Source organism: Caulobacter segnis (assembly GCF_003243465.1).
GTDB classification, from domain to species: domain Bacteria; phylum Pseudomonadota; class Alphaproteobacteria; order Caulobacterales; family Caulobacteraceae; genus Caulobacter; species Caulobacter segnis_A.
The window spans coordinates 1-24,806 of sequence record NZ_QFQZ01000052.1 but is presented as its reverse complement, the minus strand read 5'-3'; the positions used below and the strand labels follow the sequence as shown (position 1 = coordinate 24,806).

Genomic DNA, 24,806 nt, shown 5'->3' with positions numbered 1-24,806 from the left:
GTACACGCTCCGCCATGGCAACGAAGGCATCTCAAGCGAGCAGCCCAACAGCGGACCTTCCGAACGGAAGCGATGATTCAGGAACAGAAAGTCGCGCTGCGGCGGCGACCAGCGCTTTGACCAGCTTGAAGTTGAACGCCCGTCGCGCGGCTCCTCATGCTGGAAGGACCAACCTCTAGCCCCTGCGACGAACTAATTTCCGCTCCGGGCGTGCGCGGGAAACTCCAGAAACGTCCAGGAACTTCCGGAATCTTGGCGCCCCCTGTCGGACGAAACTGATATCTACAAGTACGCCATTGTACTCCAGAGGATCCCTCGCAGTGACAAGGGCAAGAAACGCGGTCCTCGCATGCCTAAAAGCTTAGGTGATACTACTCCTTCGAGCGCCGTTCGCATACCCGGCGGTAGAAAGGTCGCCCCCTAACGCCCCGGTATCACCGACCACGCCGCCCGATCGAAATGGCCATCGGCATGGTGGACCACACCTAGGTGTTCCGCTCGAGCAGTGTCTTGAGGTTGGACCGGACCTGCTGCGCCATCGTGGCCTCCGACACGGCTCGGAGGCCGGCAAGGCCCCAGACCGCGGCGCCGACATCCAACGGCGAAGTCGGCCGCCGATCGATCTTCGTGAATGGGCCGTCCGTCTCGGTCAGCAACCGTTCGATTGGTAGGGTCGCCACGAGGGCGCGCTGCTTTTCCCCCTCCAGCATCGCCGCATTGACCGAGAAGTAGCAGCCGAGGTCGACCGCCCGTCGCGCCTCGGCCACACTCCCCGTGAACCAGTGAAGCACCGCACTGCCTCGCGAAGGCGGCATATGGCGCTCGATCATGTCGAGAACGGTCTTTGCCGACCGGACGCTGTGGATGGTCAGCACCTTGTCGCCGGAGGCCGCACACCGCTTCAACACGTGCTCGAAGACCTGCTTCTGCGTGTCGAACGAGGGGTAGTAACGCGGCCCCGCGTCCAGGCCGACCTCACCCACGTAGCGTGTCTGCGGCAGAAGTTCTTCCCACAGCCCCACCTCGTGCGCGCGGTCGGCGACGAGCTGCGGATGCAGACCCAGGGCCGCGCGCACATGGCGGGTCTCGCCGGCAAGAGCGTGGTTGCGCGACCAAGCCTTCGGGGTCGTGGTGACGGTCAGGGTGAACACGCCCGCCTCGTCGCAGCGGCGGACGAGCGCGGGGAAATCTGGATAGAGATCCAGATGGCAATGGAAGTCGACGAGCCCGGAGACCATCGCCCTTTCTAATCCGGCGCGGTCTGCACGCCAGCCAACAATCGTCCCACCTCTTCCAATCCGCGACGATAGACGCCAGCCAGGGCGGCCTGGTTGGCCGGAGCGTCCGACAGCGGCCCGGGCTTGTGGATCAGGATCTTGGCAAGGTCCGGGCGCTCGGCCAGCCTGGCAATAGCCACCTGGAAGGACCGGACCTGCTGGCCTTCGGCCTTGCGGGTGCTGAGCACCTGGGCCTTGAGGTCGGGGACGCTGTAGACCGTGGTGTCCTGCCCAAGGAGCGAGGCCCGGCGGATAAGGCAGGGCAGACAGAACCCGCAGTGGCCTTGGGGGAGCTTCTTCCACCTCCCCTTCGACGGCGACGAGCACGACAGCGACGCGGGCGCCAGGGTCTTCAACAGCGATCCGTCCAGGCAGGCCGACGCCATCTCGCCCTTAGTCTTATCCCAGTACGGATTGGCGACCGACCCGTTGATCCCCAAGGCGCCGAGCAACTCGTTCCACCGGGCCATATAGAACGGATGGGTGGTGCGCGTACTCAAGGCGCCCAGGCGGAGCCGGTCGAGCGGGACGTTGAGCGCGATCAGGCCGTTTTCGGGGACCTTCAGCTGGAAACCGCCAGGCAGCGCCGTACCGGCCGCGACGCCGAGCGAGAAGAACAAGAACGAGCGGCCCCGCGTGGTCTCCTCGGAGGCGACGCCGTCGGCGATCCCGCTCTTGAAGGCCATCCACACCCGAAGCCGCGCGAATGTCGACTTCGGGAACGCCGCCTTCAGGCCGGAGTAGCAGTCCTCCTGCGACTTGCTGACCAGGCCCTCGCCGGCGTGGCTGACCAGGAGCGGCTTACCACCGGCCTTGAGCGTATCGATCGCCCCGATCAGGCTATCGAGTCCGCCGGAGAAGAGGCTGACCCCATCATAGGCGGGCGGGAGGAGGCTCGGGGGACGCGCGGGTAGGCCCGGGAAATCCTTGGGCCGCCCCCTGAACTGGACGGTCCACCGATCGCCCGTAAGGAAATTCAGGGCGCGATCCAGGATCGCACCGGCCCCACGCCAACGGACGGGGTCACTGACCGGCACGACCAGGCGGATCTCCCGCGTCCAGGAATCCTGGGACTCCGTCTGGCGCGACAGCCGCGTGTCGGCCGCGTGCACGTGGGCGGCGACCACGAGGAGGTCCACGCCCAGTTCGGAAGGCGTCAGGCCGAGATCGCCGAGGTCGGCGATCGCCCGGCCGATGCCGTGGCCCAGCCCCTTGGAGACGGCCAACTGCAGCACCGACAAGCGCTCGTCGCTCGCGGCGGGGATCTCGATCTTGTCGTCGGCGCCGAAGCGACCGACCAGGACGTGGCGGGTCATTGCTCGGCCTCCTGCTCACCGAGGGTCTGGAGAATCTCGAAGGCCGACCGATAGACCTCATCGACGAAACCGCGCACGGCCGGCTCGGTCAGCGACGCGATATCGACATTGGCGGCGCTGACCGCGTCGCTGACCCCGCGCTGGATGAAGTCCTGCAGTTGCGCCTCGACGCTTGCGGCCGCCTTGGGATCGGCCGGCATGCTGATGACCTTGGCCCCCACATCGTTGCAGAGGCGCGCCTCGATGGCGTGGGACACATAGAGCTCGAACACGGTCTGGATCTGCGCGGGCGTCAGGGCGTCGATGTCGGTGATTCCGGCTTCGGCCATGTCGGCGATCGTCTCGATGAAGGCGTCACGTGCGATCCCCTCATCGATCGACCCGCCTTCCGGGCAGATCAGATCGGCCAGGCCGGTGAAGACCTCTTCGATCGGTCGGCCCGCCAGACTCTGTAGATTGAGGGTCCGAAGCGCGGCCTGCACGCCGTTGGCGGCGGCCTCGCGCATGAAGGAGACCAACCCGGCCGCGGACGCCCGCGAGGATCCCATGCGCTGGGCCGCTCGGGCCGAGCCGCCTGAAGATCGCGAAACATAGTCGGAGATCGATCGTCCGAGGCTGCGGCGGTCGGACCCGCCAGACGACGCGAACTTCGTAAAATTGACGCGCGCCGCCCGGAACCTGTCCGGATCGCCGATCCTAGGCGCCGGATGGGCGGCCGGCGCCGGAGGCGGGGCGCCGTCCTGAGGCGTCGCCGGCGGCCCGCCGTCTGGCGGGGTCGCCGGAGGCCCACCATCGCCACCTGCACCGGCGGCGCCGTCATTGAGCCAATCGGGCACGAGCGGCGTACCGCCACCGGTCCCGGAGAAGGGCGTGGAAGTTCCCATCAGCGCGCCCCCGTCCGTGTGCGGACCACCGCCGCCGCCGTCGTCTTCAAGGTCGGGGATTTCGACCCAGCCCAGCGGTCGACCAGCCTGTCGAACCGCGCCAGTTGGGCCGGCTCCTTGAGGACGCCTTCCCAGCCCTTCACCACCCACGGTCCGCAAGCGTCACCTGGTAAGCCATCGAGAAAGTCCACGAGGTTGGACTGCAGTTCGGGATGGGCCTTGACCAGGACGCCCAGCCCGTCGACGCCGGACGGCGCGACCTTGAACTCCCCGCCGCTCATGATGCGTCCCCGCAGTTCCTCGAAGACTTGGCCCGCTTCTGGAACGGCCAATTCCTTGAGAGCGCTCTCCATTCCCTGCACGGCGAGCTTGGCGCCCATCAGCTTGTCGACGACGCCGACGAGACGGCCCAGGACGGAGGTGGCGCCGAAGTAGTCCTTCCGGTCCTTGGTGACGAACAGATAGGGCCGCATATCGACTTGGCCTAGGTCCGGCTTCAGGCCGGCCCAGGCTTTCACGGCGTCGGAGGACTTCCACTCGGTGAGCACCGCGTTGTCGGGTGGTGCTTCCTCGCGTGCGTCGGCTTTGGCGGCCCCCTTCCCTTTCGGCTTCGTCCCCTCGGCCTCCTGATCGCGCCAGGCCTCCAAGTCCGCAAGGTCGCGGCAGCGTCCTTCTGGATCGCGCGCCGCCGCGCTGGCGATCTGATCGAACAGCCGGACGATGAAACGTTCGGCCAGCATCAGCTTGGCCAGGATGGGCAGAGAGACATCCTCGCCGAAGCCGCGCTCCACGGCCATCTGGTGGCGCAGGAGCATGGCGTTGAGGAATCGCTTGATCTGGCGGGGGTTGCCCTGCGTCCCACTGGCGAGGATCGGACCGAGCTGATCGCTGAGGATGAGCCCGTTCTGGGCCTTGTCCGCATCGTCCCTCAGGGCCTCCCGCACGGTCGCGCTGTCGAGGCCGGCCGCTCGCCAGGGCTGCTTTAGGACCTTTCGCGCGGCGGCCACGAGCCGCTTGAAGGATGCATTGTCCTCCCCGAGTTCGGCGCCGACGAGCAGGAGCGTGACGTAGATGCGCGTCTCGCTCTCGCCCAGGGCCGGCACCCGCACCGGGACCTGGATGAGTTTCTCCAGGTAGTTGCGCGCATAGTCTCGCGGACCGGTGCTGTCGGGCAGGTCCGGGAAGTGCTTGCGCACCGAGTATTCGATCATCGCCTCGTCGGCGGCGACGATGAACGCCGTCCGCTCGGTAAAGACGAACAGGCGGATGGCTTCGAGCGTCTCGATGGCCGTTTCCGGAAGGCAGCGATCCAGGTCATCGACGAGCACGACCAGCTGCTTGACGCCGGCCTTGTCGAGCAGCTTGGAGAACTCCTTGCGGAACGCGTCGATCTCCTCGGGGACGCTCTTGGATTCTCCGGGTTTGATGAGCCCGGAAACCCCTTCGATTGCCTTGTCGAGGTTCTCCTGGGTCGCCAGCTTCGTCGGATCGGCCACCATGGCCTTCAGGGTCCCAACAATGGCGCCGATCTGGTCCGGGGTGGGGATGCCCGTCAGCGCCGTCAGCGCCAGGCCGCCGCCGTGACGGGCGATCTTGAGCCAGTCGATCCGCTTGAAGACATCCTTGACCGCGTCGGCGGTCTTGGTCAGAGCCGGCCGCGCTTCCACCAGCCCCGTGACGATGCCCTCGATCAGCGCGATCTTGGCGTCCTCGAACCCTTGAAAGCGCCAGCCGTTGAACTTGATGCAGAGCACGTCGTCGCTGTCGGAGAGCCCCGCCTCGATCATCTCCAGGACGCTGGACTTGCCCGCCCCCCAATCGCCGTGAATGCCGATCGTCACGGGCTTGTCGGGTCGCTCACGCAGGAGCGCGATGACAGTCTTGGCGATCCCCTCATTGTTGAGGAGGTCGATCCTGGTTTCATTGTCGGTGAGGACCACGCTCAACCTCGGTGCGACTCAGACTTAGCCGCACAGTATAGGTTGCCGATCCACCATCGTCTGCGACCTTGACCATAGCTCGCCGAACGTCGTTGCAGGTTTTTGACGCCGTTCCCTTGCACTGTCGCCAGGCCACCCCCATCATTGAGCCAACGCCGTCCTCGTCGGCGTGGCCGCTGCCCTGGCGAAGAGCCCGCGCTCAACGAACCCTCTAAGACCTTGCCTCCCACGGACCTCATCATGGCCGGCAGGCACGAGCAGCGCGTACCGCCACGGCCGATGAAGGATTCGCGATATGTATTCCACCCTCGACCGCGCCAAGAAGCGCGCCAAGGACCTCAAGCGCGTCTTCGATGACAGCGGGTTCCTGTTCCCTCTAAATCTTTGCCAAGCGGCCGTAGCCCAGGCGGGCGGCTTTCGAGACTGGAGAGACCTCCAGCAGTCGATCGGCGGGCCGGTGCGCGTCCATGCCGACGCCGACTACCGGCGGCGCCTGTTGGCCGCCCTGCCCTGGCCCTGCCATGCGCCTGTGCGTGCGTGGCTCGACAAGGAACCCACCTTCGACACCTTTGACGCTGGCGGCCCCCGGTTCTGGTACCGCGACGCCTATGCGTTCCTCAGTCCATCGATGCGTCTGCAGCGGCGCCGCCCGCTCCTGCGCCCCGGCTCGGGCGAGGGGCAGCAGATGAGAGACAATCTCGTCACCGACCTGCTGCTCTTTATGCACCCCGGCGTGCCACGCTTCCCGCTCGTGGATCCGATCACCCTGGACTTGGTCTATGAGGGGAAGTTCGAGGCCACGTTCGCCACGCGCATCGGCCACCCTCGGTTCCAGCAGGAATTCGATCGCCTCGTCGCCGACGGCGTCCTGGCCTGGGATGGCAAGGCCGTGCGCATCCGGCCGGTCGATATCGACGAGCTGCGCGAGGAGGTCATAGGCGACCGGATGCATCTTGCCGAGCACTGGGCCTCGGACCCCGCGCATCTGAAGGAGTTCACCGGGCGCTTGCGCGAAACCTTGGCGGTGATCGGCGTCGACGACGCCTGGCGGGTCGCCGACGCCATCGCGCAACAAGGGTCGAGGGCCTATGTGACCGGCTCCGGCGCGACCTTGACCCTACTGACCGAACTGGCGCGTGAGGGACGGCTGGACACCTTTGCCCGGGTCGTCGGTCTATTCGCCGCCCTGTTCCCGAAGAATATCGGCTTCCTGCGCGAGCAGGTCCCGGCGAAAGTCCACGCCAACGTGCTCGCCCCCGCCACGAACAACGATGCGCGTCGCTTGATGGCCTGGACCCAGGGTACGCCCGATTGGGCCGACCGCCTCAAGGAAGCGGTCGGCTCGCCGCCCCGGTTCGTGGCCACGATTGAGGAAATGATCGACACGCTGTCTCGTCGGGCCGCCTAGCCGGTTACCGCATCACGGCAGAGGGCAATGCCCCGTGCCTCGTCCGCTGTCTCATCGGAGGCTTCCTCGCGCCGCCGCCCAAAGCGGCGGCGCGAGGGGCCAAGGCCCCGCCGCCCGTCTTGCCCTGGGCGCCTATTCAACGCGACAGGAAGACATGCACCTCCGCGCGGCCGGTCTCGACGGTGAAGACCTCGCCGTTCAGCTCAAGGTCCCGGGCCATGGCCTCGTAATCGATGTAGAGCCGCAGAGCCTCGGGGACCTCTATGGTCTCCTCGGTGCGCGACTGGCAGTAGTCCGCCAAGCTCTCGAAGACGCCAAGATAGCCCTCCTCCAAAGCCTCCCCGGCCTGCTCCAGATCGCCCCCGAAATTGGCCGCCGCCAGGGCGCCCAGCCGCCCATGGGCGCGCAGGAAGGCGGCGGTCTCCACCACCTTGGCCATCGGCGTGTATTCGGAAAGCTCCACCCCGCCGAAGTCCTCGAAATCGTGGATCGCATACTCTTCAGCCATCGGCTCGGGGGAGGCCGCCAACATCTGCGCCACCGCGTTGAGCACGGCTTCAAGATCGTCGCCGACGTCGATCCAGGCGCCATGCAGGCGGCCGGAATTATAGGCGGCAAGGCAGGCGACATAGATGCGGGGCTCAAGGATTTCAGCAGCTTGTCCCATGGTCCTCATCCTCAAGGCAGGGGTTCGACATCGAACCCTTGCCCCTCGGCGAGAGCGGGGGTGCAAGCGGAGGGGCGGCTTCGCGGGGACCCGGCTGCAGGACCGAAGGTCCGAAGGTGGGCGGAAGCCGATCCGAAGCGCGCTGGGGGCGGCGCCCCAAGCCTAGGCGTTGCGGCGATCATCCGGCGATATCGCTCAGGTGACGGATATCCCCTCTTTGGGACCTCCTTGGTGTTGGCTTACGCCCGGGCGGCCACTCCACGTCCCGGCCGCCGATCTTTTCCCGCGCGCCGGCTCTGCAACGGGATTTGGCCAGGCGCACAACTCATGGGTTAGGCTCAAGCGAGGCAGTGACTCGGTTAGAGGGCATGAAAAAATGACGTTGCTGTGCCCCGACTGCTTTGGGAACAAGGGCCTGAGCCGGCGGATCGCGGAGACCCGCCCTCGATATGACGAAGGGCAATGCACCTTCCATCCGCGACGAAAGGGCGTCCCGATCGAGGCCGTGGCCGAGCTGGTGGATGTCGTTTTCCGGGCCAACTACACCTACGCCGGCGCCGACTACGTTGAATATGATCCCGAGGAGCCGGGCGACTATCAGGCGCGAGGCGCGGACCTCGCCGATACGGTCCAGGAACTCGCCGAAGCCGACGATGACGAGGTCAACCAGGCCTTGGTGGCTCAACTGATCGAGGACGACTTCTACCTCCCCCAACGCGGTGAGGATCCGTTCTACGACGACGACTTCCGGTACGAACGGATCGATGGCGACGGTGGCCATGGCGTTCTGTGGGAACGCTTCTGCCAGATCGTCACCTACGAGCAGCGCTTCCTGAACAGCGAGGTCGCCGACCTTCTGAGCGAGATTTTCAAGCACATCCACTTGCAGCGAGCCCTCGATCGCCGGCCGCCGGTCAGGGTCATCTCCACCACGGACGACCTGAAAATCCATCGGGCCCGGCTAGTGACCGACGCGGACCTGACGGCGATCGCCAAGGACCCGCACGGACAGTTGGGGCCTCCGCCGAGGCGTCTGGGGAAGTCCAATCGAATGAACCCAGCCGGTATCCCGGCCTTCTACGGCGCGCTCGATCTGAAGACCTGCGTGGCCGAACTGCGCCCGAGCGTCGGCGCCAAGGTCGCCTATGGAAGCTTCCGTCCAGCCCGCGACCTGGTCGTGCTCGACACGACGCTGTTTTCCGCGCCGCCCAAGGAGCTGAACCTTTTCGCCGCCGATCACGTCCGTCGCCTGGCGCAATGGCGGTTCATGCAGCGGTTCATGTTCGAGATCGCCAAGCCGATATCGCCGAGCGACGAGCCGTTCGACTACGTGCCTACCCAGATCGTCGCCGAGTACCTGAACAAGATCCATCAGGTCCGGATCGGCCGCGGCAGGCGCCCGATCGACGGGATCATCTACCGGTCGGCGCAGCGTCCGCAGGGCGGGGTCAATATCGTGCTGATGGGCGATGCGGGCCGGATCGAGCCGATCGCGTCTGAAAGCTCGGCAACGGAGCGTCGTAAGCCCAAGGGTGTTTGGCGCACCCAGGGGCTGGCCCTGGTTCAAGAGCTCGGTCAGGGCATGGCGTCGGGCGGCGACCGCGCCGCGCCTTCTCCCGCAGGTCTTCGCCTTATCCCCGAGAGCCTGGAGAGCATCGAGATCGAGGCGGCCGAGTACCTGCCTACGGATCCGACACCGGCGCGGTTCTGGCCCGCGGACGAGACCGCCGACGGCGACAGTGACGAGGATTGGCCGTTCTAGGCAAGGAGGCCCGAACGTGGAAGATGCCGTCACGCAGATCGGGGACACGCCGAGCGCTGGCCCCTGGACTTACTTCGTGGATGAGAGCGGCAATAGCGGCGACCTCACGCGCCCGGGCGCCAGCTTCACCTTCGATGGCCAAGAGGTGTTCACCCTGGCCGCGGTCGGCGTGCAGGCCCCTGCCCTGCTGGAGGACCTGCTGGTCCGGCTCAAGGCTCAACACCGCGTTCAGGCTGGCGAGCTGAAATTCGATTCAGTTCGGAAAAAGCCACGCTTCATCGCGGACCTGATGAGCGGGCTGGCCGATCTTGATGCGCGGGTCCTCTGTGAAGTCGTCGACAAACGTTACTTCATCGGAGCCCATATCGTCTCCACCCTGGTCCTGCCGCCGATCCCTGGCCGCAATGTCGATGACCCGCAGGAACACTATGTCCGGTATCGGTTCGCTGAGTACCTGTCCGGCGCCCCGACCGTGGTGTTCCGGGCATTCGTCGACGCCTGTCTGGCGCCATCGGGACCGGCGATCACGGCGGTGTTCGACGCCATCCTGGCATGGCTGGATTCGCGCCACACCGGCGAGGTGGCGCTCGCCCTTCGCCACGCGACGAGCCTTGGTCGCGACGAATTCCAAGATGACGGACCCGACGATCCGGAAACTCAATCGCGATGGCTGCCGATACCGGACCCTTCGCTGACGGGTCAAAAGTTGTGGATCCTCCCCAACCTGTCCTCGTTCACGAACCTCTACGCCCGCATAAACCTGGCCCACAGCCGCGCTCTGGCCGAGGTGGTCTTGGTCCACGACGAACAGCGCTACTACGCCCACGTGCTGGAGACCAATAAGGCGCTCGCCGAGCGCCTGAGCGATCAATCGCCGATGCGCGGCCTGGTCAATGCGGACTGGGTGCTGGACGAGCCGGCCCAACTCGTCTTCGCGCGCTCCCACGAACAGCCGGGCGTCCAAGCCGCCGACGTTCTCGCCGGCTTCCTGATGCACTATGTCCGCAACAAGTTGTTCCGCTCCAGCCCGACGCCCCCCGAGATGCGCACGGCCTTCTTCGCGCTCGATGAGCTTGGCCCGCCGCCGCATGGGTCAGCGATAAACTTCGTGCTGGCCGAGCCCTCCACCCGGCGCCTTGGCCTGGTTCCACGAATGGACCCGTGGATCCAGTCCGGCGCCTTCCCCCGACGCCCCCGTTAGCCTTCCGGCCCTGGCCACCTTGGAGTTTCGATGTCGAACCAACTCCGTTACCTGGACACCAGAGCGTTCGGAGCCCTGCTGGCCGAATTGCGCCTGACACGCACGGTCTTCCAAGATGGCGTCCTTCTGGAACGCGCGGGTGCCGTATGCCGGATCCGACACCGGAGCTCGTAGGTGTCTTATCCCTCAACGCAGGATGCGCACAGAACATCCGCGTTGCGAAAATCCACGGAACCCCACACAACAACAACTTCCCTCCCCAACTCGGGGAACACCGCCGGAGAGTTCATGCATGTGGGCCGAAGAGCGTCAGCAGCAGATTCTGACCTTGCTCAACAGCCATTCCCGGGTCGAGGCCGACGCCCTGGCCGCGCGATTGAACGTCTCACGCGAAACCATACGCCGTGATCTCAAGCAACTTGAGGCGGCAGGGCTGATCCGGCGCACGCACGGCGGGGCGCTAGTCGGTCCATCGATCAGCGAGCAGCCCTTCCGGGACCGTTTGGTCGCGCGCATCGCGGAGAAGGAGGCGATCGCCGCGGCGGCGGTCGACCAGGTCAAGCCCGGTGACTGCTGCTTCATCGACGCAGGCTCAACGACCAGCGCCTTCGCCAAGGCTCTGGCCAGCGTCGAAGGCGTGTCGGTGATCACCAATTCCCTGGACGTGGCTGTCGCCCTGCGCACCTCGCCGGCGGCCAATATCGAGGTCCTCCTGCTGGGCGGCTCGGTCGGCCGCGAAGCGCCGGCCACCTATGGGGTGATGGCCATCGAGCAGGCTGGGCAACTGCGCGCGGACCTGGCTTTCATCTCGCCGGTCGGCATCGATCCTGTGGCCGGCGCCAGCTATTTCGACTTGGCCGAGGCCGACATGGCGCGGATCATGCTCAAGCATGCGCGGCGACGCGTGGTGCTGGCCGACGCCAGCAAATGCAACGTCGTCAGCCGCATGGTGATCTGCCCCTGCTCCGACATCGACGTCCTGATCAGCGACCTGGCCGATCCGGTCCCATTTCGTCAGGCCGGCGTCGGCGAGGTCATCCAGGCGCGCCCGATTCAGTCGGGCCAAGCGGTCTCGAAATCGCGCAGGCGTTCGTAGGCCGCCGCCATCTGCAGCACGCCAAGGTCGTCGTAATGATGGCCTACGATCTGTAGCCCGATCGGCATGCCGTTGCCGGGATCAAAGCCGCAATTGACCGAGATCGCCGGGTTGCCGGTCTGGTTCCAGACCGGCGTGTAGAGGGTGTTGGGCTCGCCGGGCTTGGAAGCTTGTAGTGCCTCGGCCGGGAAGGCGCTGAACGCCGACACCGGCGAAATCAGATAGTCGTACTCGGCCATCTGCCCCAGGACCCGCGCTTTCGTCGCCTCCAGCCGATCCATCGAGGCGCCGACGTCGATGGCCGAATAGCCGCCGATCTTGTCGAACCAAGCCGAGAAATGGTCGGGCACGAAAGCCTTGGCTGCTTGTGGCAGCCGGCTGAACTCGTTGTAGCCGCGGATCAGGAAGAGAACGCCGACGATCTCCATGAAGTCGGCCCCGACTACAGACGGCAGGCGCGCAACATGTGCGCCGGCGGCCGCGAACTGGGCGGCAGCCCGCTCGATCGCCTCAGCCACGGCCGGCTCCGGCGGCTGGCCGCTGTCGCCTTCCAGGATCAAGCCGATCCGCACGCCCTTCAGGTCTCGATCTAGCCGCTCGTGATAGCGGGTTGGATCAGGCGGCAGGGAGCCGTAGTCACGGCGATCGGGTTCCGCCAAAGCTGTCAGCAGCAGCGCATTGTCGGCCACGGTCCGGGTGATCGGTCCGGCCGACCGCACCGGGCTGGGCGGAAGGTGGGGAATACGGCCCTGGGTCGGCTTGAAGCCAACCAGACCGCAAAGCCCAGCAGGAATGCGAACCGAACCGCCGATGTCGGAACCCACCGCCAGCGGACCGCAGCGCGCCGCGATCGAAGCCGAGGCCCCGCTGCTGGAGCCGCCGGGGTTGAAGGCCAGGTTCCAGGGATTGCGCGTCACGCCATAGGCGCTGCTGACGCCCGAGGCCAGCAAGCCAAAGTCGGGCATGGTGGTCTTGGCGAAGACGATGGCGCCGGCTTCCTTGACCCGCGCGGTCGGCGGGGCGTCGTAGCCGCTAGGCTTGCCGCCCGCGTTGGCCTTCAGGCCCCGCAACATCGGGCGGCTGGCCTCGGCGATACTGTCCTTGATAGTGATCGGCACGCCGTCAAGCAGACCCTTGGGCCGCCCCTGGGCCCAGCGCGCCTCGGACGCCCGCGCCTCGGCCAACGCCGCCTCGGGATCGATGAAGACCAGGGCGTTGAGGGCCGGATTGACCTTGTCGACCCGCTCCAGGACCGAGGCCATTACGACCACAGGGGAAAGTTGCCTCCCGGCATAGGCGCGCAACATCTGCGTCGCGGTGAGTTCGAAGGGGTCCTGGGTCACGTTCGCCTCGCTCGTTGGGTGCTCAAAACGCTAGCTATCGCGGCGAAGGTTGTAAATGTGGGTTTTTGTGTTGATATGTGTGGACACGATCATTTTGTTCGTGATGACTGGATCAGGTCAGATTCATCCCCTTCCAGGCGCCCCGAATGACGACAGCGACCGGCACATCGACACTCAGCCTCGCTTTGGAGCAGTTGCGCCCGCTGCGTGAGACGATCTGGAGCGCCCAGCCGGCCAGCTATCCCAACACGCTGCCCAGCCACACCGGCCTAGACGCCGCCAGCTATGTGCTGACAGCTCCCGACCAGATACCGCTCTTCCTCAAGCTCTATCATCCCGGTGCGCTGGGCTTCGACTTCGTCCAGGCCAGCCAAGCGGCGAGCCAAGCTGGCGGACTAGGGATCGGGCCGACCCTGCTGGCCGCCGACGCCGTGCTGGGCGCTATGCTTTTCGATTATCGCGCCCCCCCCTGGCGCACCGCTTCGGGGGTTGATTTCGACACTCCCACCCTGACCGCCGAGACCGCGCGGCTGCTGCGGCGCTGGCACCAGTCCGCGCCGCTGGACACCAACGCCCCCTCCTCAACCGACTGGGCCGAGCGGATCGAAGCCGTCTTCGGTCAGCGCCTGGCGCAGGTGATGCCGGCCTGGGGCGCGCTCAGGGTCTGGACGGGCCGGATCGCCCAAGCCCTGGCCGCCGCCGGCCAGGACATCGTTCCGCTGCACGGCGAAATCTATATGTCCAACCTCCTGATCGGGCCGAACGGCGGCTTGGCTCTGGTGGATTTCGACCATGCGGCCAACGGCGAGGCCTTCGCCGACCTGGGCGCGCTGGCCTTGGACGTCTGCGACTTCGATCGCGACTACGATCAGCTTGTGGAGGCTTATGCGGGCCAGGTCCGGCGCGATCTGGTCGCGCGCACCAAGCTCCATGCCATCCTGGAGGACTTCCGCTGGGGGTGCCTGATGCTGCTCCAGCACCAGGACCGCCAGCGCCGTAGCGTATCGGACCTGCTGGGTTATGGACGCATGCGCCTGAGCCGATGCCTGGTCAACCTGCAGGCCTTTGACGTCGCCACCCTGATGGGAGACCTGTGATGAGCGCGGCGACCCCATGGGGCCAAGGCTCCAGCATCCAGGAGCACAAGATCGAGACCGTGCTGGAAGCTTTTGGCTGGTCCGGTCCGCAAGTATCCTATCGCCGCCTGGCCTTGGGCATCACCAACCTCAACTGGCTGGCGCATCGGGGCGAGCGCACCGTGTTCATCAAGCTTTTCGGCGACAACACCGACAGCTTCATCAATCGCCGGGCGTCGGGCGCGGCCTCTCGCATCGCCGGCGAGATGGGTGTGGGTCCGCGCCTGCTGGCCAGTTTCGAGCAGCCGGGCGCGGAGGTCTATGACTTCCTCCAAGGGTTCCGCAACGCCAGCACCGACGATCTGCTGAGGCCCGAGGTTCGCAAGGCCCTGATGGCCAACTACCGCACCATGCATGGCGCGCCGCTGATCGGCGAGACCCGCTCGGCTTTCGCCCAGCTTGACCATCGCCTGGCCTTGGCGCGCGAACATGGCGCGGTCATGCCTCGTGACCTGGAGCACCTGCTCTGGCAATGCGACCGCGCGCGCCAGGCGGTGGAGCAGACCAGCCCCCCCTTGGCCGTTTGCCACAACGACAGCTACGCGGCCAATTTCATGATCAACGACGCGGGCGATGTGCGCGTCATCGACTGGGAATACGCCGCCAACAACGATCCGGCCTGGGATCTTGCCATGATTTCCATGGGCCATATCGGCGTGGACCAGACCGCTGAACTGGTGACCGACTACCAAGGTCGGCCTGACGCGGCTCTGACCGCGCGCGTCCACCTCTATGGTCCGGTCGTCTGCGTGTCTTGGGCGCTGTGGGCGACGCTGCAGTCGAAGGTCTCCTCGATCCCCTTCGACTTCCACAAATACTCGAAATTCCTTTGCCAGCTGGGCCGCGCCCGCCTGCGCGATCCGGCCTGGGAGGCCGCGCTTTGGACGCTCTGAAGACCTTTGATATGACCGGCCTGGAAGACCACTACGACGCCTTCGTCCGCGCCGCCCAAGCCGCCGCCGACGCGGCCGCGGCCGTGGTGCGTCCTCATTTTCGCACATCCTTGGCCAGCGACAGCAAGTCCGACGAGAGCCCGGTGACCATCGCCGACCGCGACGCCGAACGTGCGATCCGGGGGGTGCTCGAAGCGGCGTTTCCCGACCATGGCCTGATCGGCGAGGAGCACGGCGTGCAGCGCCCCGACGCTCGCCTGCGCTGGGTCATCGACCCCATCGACGGCACGCGCGCCTTCATCACCGGCCGGCCGGTGTTTGGCACCTTGATCGCGCTGCTCGATGGCGAAACGCCGATCCTGGGTCTGATCGACCAGCCCATCACGGGTGAGCGCTGGCTGGGCCTGGCGGGCCGATCGACCCTGTTTTCCGGCCCGTTCGGCGGGCGCGCCGGCGTGCGCGCCTGCCCCAATCTTGACCAGGCGGAGATGTCCTGCACCGCGCCAGACATGGTCGCCGGCGCCGAAGGCCCTGGTTGGGAGCGGCTGGCGGCCGCCACCCGCCGGGTCTCCTGGGGTGGAGATTGCTACGCCTACGGCCTGCTGGCCTTGGGCCACATCGACATCATCGCCGAAGGCGGACTCAAGCCCTGGGACTGGGCGGCGCTGGCGCCCGTTATCGAAGGCGCGGGCGGCCGCATCACCGATTGGGCCGGCCAGCCGCTGCGCCTGGACGGCGATGGCCGCGTGCTGGCCGTCGGCGATGCCGCGCTTTTGCCTGCGGCGATCAGCCTTCTGAACAAATAATCAACATATCGGTCACAAACCCACAAAATTACCCAAACCAAGGAGATTGAAGCCGCACCACCCAGTATAACGAAGATGCAGATGATCCAAGATCATCATCACTTTCGTCGGGAGCGCGACATGTTTGGCATTGAGGGGGATTTCGACCGCGACGTTTTTAGAAAAAAGCGCCGCACAGCTTGCTTTTTACTTGCAGTAAGCGCGACCGCAATTTCCACGTCGCTCGCGAACGCACAGGACGCAGCCGGACCCGAAACCGTCGGCGAAGTGATCGTCACCGCCCAGAAGCGCGAACAGAAGCTGATCGACGTGCCGATCTCGATCGCGGCGATCTCGTCGGACTCCCTGGCCAAGAGCAATGTCACCGAACTGGGCGCGCTGCAGACCCTGGTGCCCAACTTCCAGGTCAGCGACAACGTCTCGGTCCGCACGGTCTATATCCGCGGCGTGGGCGGTGGCGGCCGCACCGTGGCCTTCGACACGCGCACGGGCATCTATCTGGACGGCGTCTATATCGGCCAGCCGATGGCCGCGGACGCCGTGCTGACCAACCTCGAACGCGTCGAGGTGCTGCGCGGGCCTCAAGGTTACCTTTACGGTCAGAACACCGTCTCGGGCGCGGTCAACCTGGTGACCAAGGCGCCCTCCAACACCGTCGAGGGCAAGATCGTCGGTTCGTACGGCAACAAGGATGACGTCAAGCTGATCGGCGCGACCAACCTGCCACTGGTCGAGGACAAGGTCTTCCTGCGCCTCGGCGCCTCTTACGAAAACCGCGACGGCTTCATCCACAACGTCACGCTCGACAAGAACGTCGATGACCTCAACACCTATGGCGGCCGCGCCCAGCTGCGCATTGTCCCCAACGAGAAGCTGAAGATCGACCTGTCGGCCGACTATTCGCGCCAGCTGTCGCACAAGGTCAACGGCGAGGCGCGCTCGGACACCTTCAACACCGGCGGCACGCCCGCCGCGCCGGCCGACCAGCCGTTCGTCACCGACGACGACTATCCCGAGCGTGATCTGAACCGTAACTGGGGCCTGGCCATGACGGTCAACTATGACCTGGGTCCGGTCACGGCCACCTCAATCACCGGCTATCGCAACGCCTACCGCAACTGGAACGTGGACCTAGACCACGGCCCGTTGGATTTCGCGATCTTCAACTACTACGACACCTACAAGACCATCAGCCAGGAACTGCGCTTCACCGACAACGGCGGCGGCAAGCTGCACTACGTGGCCGGCCTGTTCTTCCTCAACAACAAGGGCGATAACGACCGCAACCTGACCTACAGCAGCCTGGCCCCGCTGCTGGGCGTGCCGGCCAACTCCAAGATCCGCACCAATCCGTCGGTGAACAACTCCACCTACGCGGCTTTCGCGGCGGTCGACTACGAATTCCTGCCGGGCCTGACCCTGAACACCGGCCTGCGCTTCAACTACGAAACCAAGAAGCTGACGATCAACCAGACGTCGGACATCGGCCCGCCGATCACCAATCTGGCGGTGATCTCCGGCTACCACGACAGCATGGACGAAAGCTCTCTGTCGCCCAGCCTGGGCCTGACCTGGAAGCCCGAACGCGACACCACGATCTACGCCAAATATGCCCGGGGCGTGAAATCCGGCGGTTTCAACGCCGACTATCTGACAACAACGCAGCTCAACGGCGACCTTCACCTGGGCAAGGAAACGGTCGACAGCTACGAGACGGGGGTCAAGTACCGCACCCCTGGCCGGATGGTGACGGTCAGCGCCGACCTCTTCTACGCCACCTACAAGAACTACCAGGTCAGCCAGTTTCGGATCATCCCCAATAGCACCCCGCCCCAGATCGAGCTGGCGCTGACCAACGCCGGCAAGGTCGAGACCTATGGTCCGGAGGCCTCGGTGTTGATCGCTCCGATCGACGGCCTGACCATCGACCTGTCGGGCGCCTGGCTGCACGCGGTCTACAAGGAGTTCCCCAACGGCGGCGGCCTGGGCGTCGACTATTCGGGCAACCGCCTGGAATACGCGCCCAAGGTCACCGCCGCAGCGACGATCGACTACGAGCACCCCATCACCGCTACCCTGACCGGCTTTGGCCGAGTGACGGCCAATTTCCACGGCTCGCAGTATTCGGACTCGTCCAACGCCGCGGTGTTCCGCCAGAAGTCCTATACCCTGGTCAATCTGCGCGCCGGGGTCCGCACCGAGAGCGGTCGCTGGGAACTGGCCGGCTACGCCCAGAACCTGTTCGACAAGCTCTACGACCTGGGCACCGCGCCGGACGCTTTCACCACCATCTTCGGCAAGTACGGCCAGCCGCGCACCTATGGCGTCGAGCTGACCTGGCGGTACTGAACGGACGGCCAGGATGTATGTCAGCGACCTCATCGGCACGCGTCACGTCTTTCGTGACCTCAAGCACCTGCTGGCCGCCGCCACGCCGGCGCGTTCGGGCGATCAACTCGCTCGCGTCGCCGCGCAAAGCGCGGAACAACGGGTCGCCGCACGCTACGCCCTGGCCGATTTGCCGCTGAAAGCCCTGCTGGAGGATCTCGTCGTCCCTTACGAGGACGACGAGATCACCCGGTTGATCATCGACAGCCACGACCCCGTCGCTTTCGCACCGGTCGCCCACCTCACCGTTGGCGAGTTCCGCGAATGGCTGCTGTCCAATCAGACCGACGCGGCCGCGCTGACGGCCGTGGCGCCGGGCCTGACCCCGGAAATGGCCGCGGCGGTTTCAAAGCTGATGCGCAATCAGGACCTGATCGCGGTCGCCCAAAAGACGCGGGTGGTCACCGCCTTTCGCACGACCCTGGGGCTGCATGGGCGGCTGGCCGTGCGCCTGCAGCCCAATCATCCCACGGACGACGCCCGCGGTGTCGCCGCCTCGATCCTGGACGGGCTGTCGATGGGGTGTGGCGATGCGGTGATCGGCATCAATCCCGCCACCGACAACATCGAGACCGCCCGGCGCCTACTGGTGCTCATCGACGAGATTCGCCAGCGCCTGGAGATCCCGACCCAGAGCTGCGTGCTCACCCACGTCACCAATGCCATCGAGCTGATCGAAACCGGCGCGCCCGTCGACCTGACGTTCCAGTCCATCGCCGGGACCCAGGCGGCCAACGAGGGCTTCGGGGTGGACCTTGCTCTCTTGCGCCAGGCCCACCAGGCGACGCTGGGCCTGTCCCGTCACGAAGTCGGCGACAACGTCATGTATTTCGAGACCGGCCAAGGCTCGGCGCTGTCAGCCAACGCCCACCACGGCGTTGACCAGCAGACCCTGGAAGCGCGCGCCTACGCCGTGGCGCGCCCCTTCCGACCGCTCCTAGTCAACACCGTGGTCGGGTTCATCGGCCCCGAATACCTCTACGATGGCAAGCAGATCATCCGCGCCGCGCTTGAAGACCACTTCTGCGGCAAGCTCCTGGGTCTGCCGATGGGGGTGGACGTCTGCTACACCAACCACGCCGCCGCCGATCAGGACGACATGGACACCCTGCTGACCCTGCTGGGCGTAGCGGGCGTCAACTTCGTCATGGGCGTGCCAGGCGCCGACGACATCATGCTCAACTACCAGAGCACCAGCTTCCACGACGCGCTCTACGCCCGTGAAGTGATGGGCCTGCGCCCAGCCCCGGAATTCGAAGCCTGGCTGGCCCACAAAGGCTTGTCCGATCCGGAGGGGCGCATCGTCCCGATGGAACATTGGACCGGCGGCGAACGGATGATCGCGGAGACCCTGCGTGACGCCTAAGTCCCCGTCTCGCGATCCGTTCGCCGCCCTGCGCGGGCTGACCCGCGCCCGGATCGGGCTGGGCCGTGCGGGCCAGGCGCTGCCGACCGCGCCGCTGCTGGCTTTCCAGCTGGCCCATGCTCGCGCGGTTGACGCGGTTCATGCCGACATGGATGCCACCGCGATCCAGGCGGCGCTCGGTCGCCCATCGCTGGTGGTCGCGAGCGCCGCGCCCGATCGCCGGACCTACCTGCAGGATCCTGAGCAGGGACGCAGGCTCGATCCTGGCGCGTCTATCCCCCAAGGCCTGAAGCCTGACCTGGCGATCGTGATCGCCGATGGCCTGTCGGCGACGGCGGTGAACGCCCATGCCGCCACGCTTGTCGCCGCCCTGGACCAGCGCCTAACCGATTGGACCCTGGCTCCGATTGTGCTGGCGCGTCAGGCGCGCGTCGCGCTCGGCGACCCCATCGGCGAACGTCTGGGCGCCCGCTGTGTCGTCGTGCTGATCGGCGAGCGACCCGGCCTGAGCGCCGCCGATAGTCTCGGCGCCTACATCACCTGGTCGCCGAAGCCCGGCCTCCGCGACAGCGAACGCAACTGTGTCTCCAACATCGGCACGGACGGCGGCCTCACGCTGGAGACCGCCGCGGACAAGATCGCCTGGCTGCTGAACCAGGCCCGCCGACTGGGCCTGACCGGCGTGGATCTGAAGGACCGCCACGGCCAGATCGCGCTCCCCTCAACGGCGCCGTGCGCCCTACCGCCGGAAGAATCCGCATGACCCTCGCCGCTGCTCCCGACGCCTTGCCGGTCCGCTCGATCCCATCGACGGGAACCGCGCGCCTGGCCCTCTTCGCCAGCCCGGCCGTGCCGATCGCCGCGCTTGCCATTCCTCTGATGGCCTATCTGCCGACGCTCTACGCCACGCGTGCGGGGCTTTCGCTCGGGACGGTGGGCGCCATCTTCCTGCTGGTGCGCCTCATCGACATCGCGCTCGATCCCATTATCGGCGCGATCATGGACCGGGGACACACCCGCTTTGGCCGGTTTCGGCCCTGGCTGGTCGTCGGCATGGTTCCGCTGACGCTGTCGGTCTGGATGCTCTTTAATCCGCCCCAAAACGCCGGGGCGGCCTATCTGACAGCCTGGCTGAGCCTGGCCTATGTCGCCTATTCGATCTGCTATCTGGCGCACCTGTCGTGGGGTGCGGCGCTCTCCAGCAACTACGACGCCCGGTCGCGGATCTTCGGCTGGTGGCAGGCCGGCACACTGGTGGGCTCAATCGTGGTCCTGGCCACGCCGATCCTGGCCGAAGGGGCGTTTCACCGATCGCACGAAGCGGGCATCCAGGCCATGGGCTGGCTCGTCGCTGGCCTCCTGCCCGTCACGGTCGGCTTGGCCGTGCTGGCCGTGGCCGAGCCGACCGGCGCGCCACGCCAGCCGCTCGCCCGCCCCCTGGACTACCTGAAGCTGATGCTGCGCCCGACCGTGGCGCGGCTGCTCACCGCCGACCTGATGATTGGCACCGCGATCGGGATGAACAGTTCGCTGTTCTTTTTCTATTTCGGCTTCGTCAAGGCCACGCCCCTGCTGGAGGTGACGGTGCTGCTGTTTCTGAACCTCTGTGGGTCGTTGTGCGGCACACCCCTGTGGAGTTGGCTGACGGGGCGTATCGGCAAGCACCGCGCCGCAGCCTGGGCCTTCTTCTTCTACGCCATTTCTTTGCTCGTGATCGCCTGGATGCCGCTTGGCCTCGTCATGGCCAGGATCGTGCTGTTCCTGGCTGGCCTGACGCTCTCGGCCGGCCCGCTCCTCCTGCGCTCGATGATGGCCGACGCTGGCGACGAGGAGCGCCTGCTGAGCGGCCAGGACCGGACCGGCCTGATCTCGGCGCTCTTCTCAGGCACAAACAAGCTGGGCCTGGCACTCGCGCCGGGCCTGACCTTCCTGACGCTGGGCATGGCGGGGTTCCAGGCCGGCGGACACAACACGCCGCTGGCGCTCGGCGCCCTGCAGAGTCTCTATATCTTCGCGCCAGCCCTAATAGGCTTCGCGACCGCCTGGCTGATCCGCGGACACAAGCTTACGGCCGAGCGCCATGGAGCGATCCTTGTTGAACTTGAGCAAAGGCTTTGATGATCGCTTGGGCGCTCTAAACGAATGTCGCGACCGCTCCAGAAGCACCCGGCCCTAGGGCCTTTTCGGCGCTCAGGCTTTCGCCGAGATCGAGGTTCGGATCGCGTTGATGGGCCTTGAAGAATTTGCGCGGGCCCACCTGCTTTGCCCAGCGTGTCGGTGAGAGCCGCGCCAGGAACCCAACCGCCGGGCAAGATTCTCGACGGTGCCCAAAAAGGTCGGACAGGTTATGGTCGCCCAATGCCCCCTCGCCGCCGCCCTGTTGCCCGCCTGCTGACGCCCGCCGGATGGATAGGCTTGGTCGCCGCGTCACTGGTCCTCGCGGGGCTTGCCGCCTTGCTGACTGAGCGCCTGATCTCGCCCTAGGATCAAACCTTGAAAATAGGCGGAGCCTAACTCGCTAGGTAACAAGTCAAATTGCAGCGGGTGATCTGACGCCGCGCACGGCTAGCGCTTGAGGATCCCAAACTCCAAAATGCGCAGAGCCGACGCGATCATGTCCTCTGCGGAAATTGGGCGTCCATCGACCTGCCGCATGCGCAAGGCCATCACCAGCACGCCATTCAGCAACCCCCAAAGGGCTACCGCTGAGCTCCTGGGGTCAAGGTGATCGCTCAGAGTGTTGTCGCCGATTCCACCCTCGATGACTTCCGCCAGCTGCTGGAGATGCCTATCGGCGATTTCGGAAAATAGCTGCTGCGCTCCGGCCTCGTCCGGCGGATTGGCGAGGATGCGAAACTTGTCCGGCTTCTCGAGCGCGAACCGAATATAGGCGACGCTGGCCCTGCGCAGCTTTTCCTCGGCCGTCCCTTCGCAGTTGTAGGCGGCATCGACGTAGGCGCGGTTTTCCTTGATGACACGCTCGGCGATCGCCACCAGCAGAGCGGGCTTTCCGCCGACGCGATTGTAGACGGTCTGGAGCGAGACGTCGGCGCGATGGGCGACCTCCTCTGCCGTCACCGCGGCAGGCCCGCCCTCAATCAGCAGGGCTTCAGCAACATCGACGAGCGTCTCGCGCATGAGCGCGGCACGACGCTGCGTGCGGGTCTGATCCCTTCGGTCATCCAGAATCTGTGGCGGCACCATCACGGCTTGACTCCTAGCACGCTCTAGAATTTAGAGTACACTCCACAATTAGATAATCCTCAAGGATTGCGACCGATGGCGCCCCGTCTCGACATTGCCTTCCCTTCCCAAGGCCTCGATTGCAGCGCCTGGCTTTATCTTCCGGAAGGCGGTCGACCAGCGCCCGTCATCGTCATGGCGCATGGACTAGGCTCGGTTCGGGGAATGCGTCTGGACGCTTTTGCTGAACGGTTTTGCGCCGCCGGCTATGCCTGCCTGGTGTTCGACTACCGTCACTTCGGCGACAGCGAGGGCCACCCCCGCCAGCTGCTGGACATCAAAAAGCAGCTTCAAGATTGGAAGGCGGCCATCGCTTACGCGCGCAGTCGCTCGGACGTGGATAGCCGCCGCGTGATCATCTGGGGGACATCCTTCAGCGGCGGGCATGTGCTTTCGATCGCCGCAGACGATCCAAAGCTGGTCGCCGTGATCTCGCAATGCCCTTTCACAGACGGTTTGGCGTCTTCGCTAGCAACGCCTCCCCTGACTTCCTTGAAGGTCACGGCCCTGGCCTTGCGCGATCAGTTCTCTGCCTGGACGGGCGGCAAGCCAGTCATGGTGGCCTCGGCGGGAAAGCCCGGCTCGACGGCGCTGATGGCCGCGCCCGATTGTGAGGCCGGCTATCTCGGCCTCGTCCCCGAACGTAAGCCGACGACCTTCCAGAACCGCGTGGCGGCCCGTATCGCGCTGCAGATCACGGGATACTACCCCGGCAAGCGCACGCCTCAGATCACCGCTCCGGTTCTTTTCTGCGTCTGCGCAGAAGACTCCGTGGCGCCGGCCAAACAAACGCTCGCTCACGCCAAACGCGCGCCAAAGGGTGAGGTGAAGGTCTACCAGGACGGCCACTTCGACATCTATGTCGGCCAGCCATTCGAGCACGTTGTGCGCGATCAACTCGCTTTTCTCGAGCGAGCCGTTCCCCTGAACCAAGGACATTGACTATGGCGAAGTATAGCCTCGAAGGACGTGTGGTCGTCATCACTGGCGCCAACGGAGGACTGGGGAGCGCCTTGGCCAAAGCCTTGGCCAAGCGAGGCGCAAAACTCGCCCTTCTCGACATCGCCCATCCAAATGCGGGCCAGATCGTCATGTCTTTTGGCGGGGCCAAACTCGCGCAGACCTGGGAAGTCGACGTCCGCTCTATGGACAGCGTGAACACCGCGATCAAAGCCGCGGCGGACCACTTCGGCAAGATCGACATTGTGATCGCCAACGCTGGGGTTACGGCGTTCGAACCGCTGGTCCACGCCGACCCAAAGACGTTCGACCGCGTGATCGACATCAACCTCAATGGCGTCTGGAGAACATTCCGTGCCGCCGTGCCCTATGTCGCGGAAACCAAGGGCTACCTCCTGGGCATTTCTTCGATGGCCGCGTTCATGCATTCGCCGCTTCAAGCTTCCTACACGGCCAGCAAGGCTGGCGTTTGGGCGCTCTGCGACAGCATCCGGCTGGAACTGCGGCATCAGGGCGTAGGGGTTGGCAGCGCCCACCCCACCTTTTTCCACACGCCGCTGATGGACCAGACCTTCGCCGATCCGGCCGGCAACAAGATCTGGGGCGGAAACAAGGGCGGCATCTTCAAGATGGTGTCTCTTGAAGAGGTGATCAGCTCTATCGTCGAGGGCATCGAGCGACGTCAGGACGTGATGGTTATTCCCAAGACGAATGGCCTGGTCGCCAGAGCGCCCGGTCTATTCCGAAAGATCGTCGAAGCCATCGGGTTCAACGACAGGGACATCGCCGAAACGGTGAGGGTGGCTGGACAAAAAGGCGGGGTGAACTGAAGCCTGCCTCGCTTGTAAGTCCCCTCCCCTGCGGTAAGCGGCAAATCCGGTGTCGCGTTCCGCCTCCATGAGCGCTGCAGTTCCTGCTCGACATGGAGGCGGACGCCCATCGGATCGCGCCGCGCAGCTCGATCCAGCGAGCCCGCCAACTCAAGGGTCAGGCCGCAGCAGCGGCCGCAGCCTGGCGACGGATCGCCGAAGGCGGCCTGTCGTACCAACGCCGAAAGGCGCGATCGAAGGCGCTAAGTTCCGAATAGCCGAGAATCTCTGCGATCTGGCTCAAACTCAGT

The 24,806-nt window shown here is 65.6% G+C and carries 21 protein-coding genes; 13 read left to right on the top strand and 8 right to left on the bottom strand.

The window, feature by feature from the left end; genetic code table 11:
* Positions 1 to 485: 485 nt before the first annotated feature.
* The 4 genes from qatD to qatA are packed head-to-tail and all read right to left on the bottom strand — an operon-like array spanning position 486 to position 5,417.
* Entirely contained in the window at positions 486 to 1,238 is a 753-nt protein-coding gene (gene qatD, locus DI526_RS15570) for a Qat anti-phage system TatD family nuclease QatD (RefSeq protein WP_304279808.1), read from the bottom strand.
* 8 nt (positions 1,239 to 1,246) lie between these two features.
* Positions 1,247 to 2,593: a Qat anti-phage system QueC-like protein QatC gene (qatC, locus tag DI526_RS15565; protein WP_304279805.1), complete on the bottom strand. Its 1,347-nt coding sequence runs from the start codon at positions 2,591 to 2,593 to the stop codon at positions 1,247 to 1,249.
* Positions 2,590 to 3,477: a Qat anti-phage system associated protein QatB gene (gene qatB, locus DI526_RS15560; RefSeq protein WP_304279803.1), complete on the bottom strand. Its 888-nt coding sequence runs from the start codon at positions 3,475 to 3,477 to the stop codon at positions 2,590 to 2,592. Before qatB ends, qatC begins: the two co-directional genes overlap by 4 nt.
* Positions 3,477 to 5,417: a Qat anti-phage system ATPase QatA gene (gene qatA, locus DI526_RS15555; RefSeq protein WP_304279801.1), complete on the bottom strand. Its 1,941-nt coding sequence runs from the start codon at positions 5,415 to 5,417 to the stop codon at positions 3,477 to 3,479. The genes qatB and qatA overlap by 1 nt, the downstream gene beginning before the upstream one ends.
* Before the next feature lie 295 nt (positions 5,418 to 5,712).
* On the opposite strand from qatA, the gene DI526_RS15550 reads away from it, so the two are divergent.
* Positions 5,713 to 6,825, top strand: a complete 1,113-nt coding sequence (locus DI526_RS15550; RefSeq protein WP_304279798.1) for a hypothetical protein — start codon at positions 5,713 to 5,715, stop codon at positions 6,823 to 6,825.
* Between the two features lie 136 nt (positions 6,826 to 6,961).
* Here the strand turns inward: DI526_RS15550 and DI526_RS15545 are convergent, their stop codons facing one another.
* Positions 6,962 to 7,492 carry an antirestriction protein ArdA gene (locus DI526_RS15545; protein WP_304279795.1) on the bottom strand — a complete coding sequence of 177 codons (531 nt, stop codon included), beginning with the start codon at positions 7,490 to 7,492 and terminating at the stop codon, positions 6,962 to 6,964.
* Between the two features lie 376 nt (positions 7,493 to 7,868).
* Between DI526_RS15545 and DI526_RS15540 the strand changes: the two genes are divergently transcribed.
* From DI526_RS15540 to DI526_RS15530, 3 genes are all read left to right on the top strand, one after another.
* Positions 7,869 to 9,254, top strand: a complete 1,386-nt coding sequence (locus tag DI526_RS15540; RefSeq protein WP_304279793.1) for an RES domain-containing protein — start codon at positions 7,869 to 7,871, stop codon at positions 9,252 to 9,254.
* Complete coding sequence (locus DI526_RS15535) at positions 9,232 to 10,455, top strand: DUF3800 domain-containing protein (protein ID WP_304279790.1); 1,224 nt, start codon at positions 9,232 to 9,234, stop codon at positions 10,453 to 10,455. Before DI526_RS15540 ends, DI526_RS15535 begins: the two co-directional genes overlap by 23 nt.
* 292 nt (positions 10,456 to 10,747) lie before the next feature.
* The gene (locus DI526_RS15530) at positions 10,748 to 11,551 is read left to right on the top strand and encodes a DeoR/GlpR family DNA-binding transcription regulator (RefSeq protein ID WP_304279787.1); all 804 of its coding nucleotides are present in this window, start codon (positions 10,748 to 10,750) and stop codon (positions 11,549 to 11,551) included.
* Here DI526_RS15530 and DI526_RS15525 read toward each other — a convergent pair.
* Positions 11,509 to 12,894: an amidase gene (locus DI526_RS15525; RefSeq protein ID WP_304279785.1), complete on the bottom strand. Its 1,386-nt coding sequence runs from the start codon at positions 12,892 to 12,894 to the stop codon at positions 11,509 to 11,511. The genes DI526_RS15530 and DI526_RS15525 overlap by 43 nt on opposite strands.
* Positions 12,895 to 13,040: 146 nt before the next feature.
* Here DI526_RS15525 and DI526_RS15520 point away from each other — a divergent pair, with 146 nt between their 5' ends.
* The 7 genes from DI526_RS15520 (at position 13,041) to DI526_RS15490 (ending at position 21,601) form a co-directional block, all read left to right on the top strand.
* Positions 13,041 to 13,991, top strand: coding sequence for a phosphotransferase (locus DI526_RS15520; RefSeq protein WP_304279783.1), 951 nt, complete (start codon positions 13,041 to 13,043; stop codon positions 13,989 to 13,991).
* On the top strand, positions 13,991 to 14,923 hold the full coding sequence (locus DI526_RS15515) for a choline kinase family protein (RefSeq protein WP_304279780.1): 933 nt from the start codon (positions 13,991 to 13,993) through the stop codon (positions 14,921 to 14,923). The genes DI526_RS15520 and DI526_RS15515 overlap by 1 nt, the downstream gene beginning before the upstream one ends.
* 11 nt (positions 14,924 to 14,934) lie before the next feature.
* Positions 14,935 to 15,729: a histidinol-phosphatase gene (hisN, locus tag DI526_RS15510; protein ID WP_304279778.1), complete on the top strand. Its 795-nt coding sequence runs from the start codon at positions 14,935 to 14,937 to the stop codon at positions 15,727 to 15,729.
* A 267-nt stretch (positions 15,730 to 15,996) separates the two neighbouring features.
* Positions 15,997 to 18,078 carry a TonB-dependent receptor gene (locus DI526_RS15505; RefSeq protein ID WP_304279774.1) on the top strand — a complete coding sequence of 694 codons (2,082 nt, stop codon included), beginning with the start codon at positions 15,997 to 15,999 and terminating at the stop codon, positions 18,076 to 18,078.
* 13 nt (positions 18,079 to 18,091) lie between these two features.
* Positions 18,092 to 19,483 (top strand): ethanolamine ammonia-lyase subunit EutB, encoded by a 1,392-nt coding sequence (locus tag DI526_RS15500; protein ID WP_304279771.1) that lies wholly within the window; start codon positions 18,092 to 18,094, stop codon positions 19,481 to 19,483.
* Entirely contained in the window at positions 19,473 to 20,246 is a 774-nt protein-coding gene (eutC, locus tag DI526_RS15495; protein ID WP_304279769.1) for an ethanolamine ammonia-lyase subunit EutC, read from the top strand. The genes DI526_RS15500 and eutC overlap by 11 nt, the downstream gene beginning before the upstream one ends.
* Positions 20,243 to 21,601 carry an MFS transporter gene (locus tag DI526_RS15490; protein ID WP_304279767.1) on the top strand — a complete coding sequence of 453 codons (1,359 nt, stop codon included), beginning with the start codon at positions 20,243 to 20,245 and terminating at the stop codon, positions 21,599 to 21,601. Before eutC ends, DI526_RS15490 begins: the two co-directional genes overlap by 4 nt.
* A 447-nt stretch (positions 21,602 to 22,048) precedes the next feature.
* Here DI526_RS15490 and DI526_RS15485 read toward each other — a convergent pair whose 3' ends face one another.
* A complete protein-coding gene (locus tag DI526_RS15485; RefSeq protein WP_304279827.1) occupies positions 22,049 to 22,687 on the bottom strand; it encodes a TetR/AcrR family transcriptional regulator in 639 nt (212 codons plus the stop codon).
* 75 nt (positions 22,688 to 22,762) lie between these two features.
* On the opposite strand from DI526_RS15485, the gene DI526_RS15480 reads away from it, so the two are divergent.
* Together DI526_RS15480 and DI526_RS15475 are read left to right on the top strand one after the other, a co-directional pair.
* Positions 22,763 to 23,668 carry an alpha/beta hydrolase gene (locus DI526_RS15480; protein WP_304279764.1) on the top strand — a complete coding sequence of 302 codons (906 nt, stop codon included), beginning with the start codon at positions 22,763 to 22,765 and terminating at the stop codon, positions 23,666 to 23,668.
* Between the two features lie 2 nt (positions 23,669 to 23,670).
* Positions 23,671 to 24,516 carry an SDR family NAD(P)-dependent oxidoreductase gene (locus tag DI526_RS15475; protein ID WP_304279762.1) on the top strand — a complete coding sequence of 282 codons (846 nt, stop codon included), beginning with the start codon at positions 23,671 to 23,673 and terminating at the stop codon, positions 24,514 to 24,516.
* Positions 24,517 to 24,673: 157 nt separating this feature from the next.
* On the opposite strand, the gene DI526_RS23415 is transcribed toward DI526_RS15475, so the two are convergent.
* On the bottom strand, positions 24,674 to 24,799 hold the full coding sequence (locus DI526_RS23415; protein ID WP_369692049.1) for a helix-turn-helix domain-containing protein: 126 nt from the start codon (positions 24,797 to 24,799) through the stop codon (positions 24,674 to 24,676).
* Positions 24,800 to 24,806 lie beyond the last annotated feature (7 nt).

Bases quoted from the DNA above. Each gene is read 5' to 3' on its own strand.
- qatB (WP_304279803.1), bottom strand. From the start codon at position 3,477: ATGGGAACTTCCACGCCCTTCTCCGGGACCGGTGGCGGTACGCCGCTC.
- DI526_RS15485 (WP_304279827.1), bottom strand. From the start codon at position 22,687: ATGGTGCCGCCACAGATTCTGGATGACCGAAGGGATCAGACCCGCACG.
- DI526_RS15515 (WP_304279780.1), top strand. From the start codon at position 13,991: ATGAGCGCGGCGACCCCATGGGGCCAAGGCTCCAGCATCCAGGAGCAC.
- DI526_RS15545 (WP_304279795.1), bottom strand. From the start codon at position 7,492: ATGGGACAAGCTGCTGAAATCCTTGAGCCCCGCATCTATGTCGCCTGC.
- DI526_RS15550 (WP_304279798.1), top strand. From the start codon at position 5,713: ATGTATTCCACCCTCGACCGCGCCAAGAAGCGCGCCAAGGACCTCAAG.
- DI526_RS15475 (WP_304279762.1), top strand. From the start codon at position 23,671: ATGGCGAAGTATAGCCTCGAAGGACGTGTGGTCGTCATCACTGGCGCC.
- DI526_RS15490 (WP_304279767.1), top strand. From the start codon at position 20,243: ATGACCCTCGCCGCTGCTCCCGACGCCTTGCCGGTCCGCTCGATCCCA.
- DI526_RS15500 (WP_304279771.1), top strand. From the start codon at position 18,092: ATGTATGTCAGCGACCTCATCGGCACGCGTCACGTCTTTCGTGACCTC.
- DI526_RS15540 (WP_304279793.1), top strand. From the start codon at position 7,869: ATGACGTTGCTGTGCCCCGACTGCTTTGGGAACAAGGGCCTGAGCCGG.
- DI526_RS15520 (WP_304279783.1), top strand. From the start codon at position 13,041: ATGACGACAGCGACCGGCACATCGACACTCAGCCTCGCTTTGGAGCAG.
- DI526_RS15530 (WP_304279787.1), top strand. From the start codon at position 10,748: ATGTGGGCCGAAGAGCGTCAGCAGCAGATTCTGACCTTGCTCAACAGC.
- DI526_RS15480 (WP_304279764.1), top strand. From the start codon at position 22,763: ATGGCGCCCCGTCTCGACATTGCCTTCCCTTCCCAAGGCCTCGATTGC.
- hisN (WP_304279778.1), top strand. From the start codon at position 14,935: ATGACCGGCCTGGAAGACCACTACGACGCCTTCGTCCGCGCCGCCCAA.
- qatC (WP_304279805.1), bottom strand. From the start codon at position 2,593: ATGACCCGCCACGTCCTGGTCGGTCGCTTCGGCGCCGACGACAAGATC.
- qatD (WP_304279808.1), bottom strand. From the start codon at position 1,238: ATGGTCTCCGGGCTCGTCGACTTCCATTGCCATCTGGATCTCTATCCA.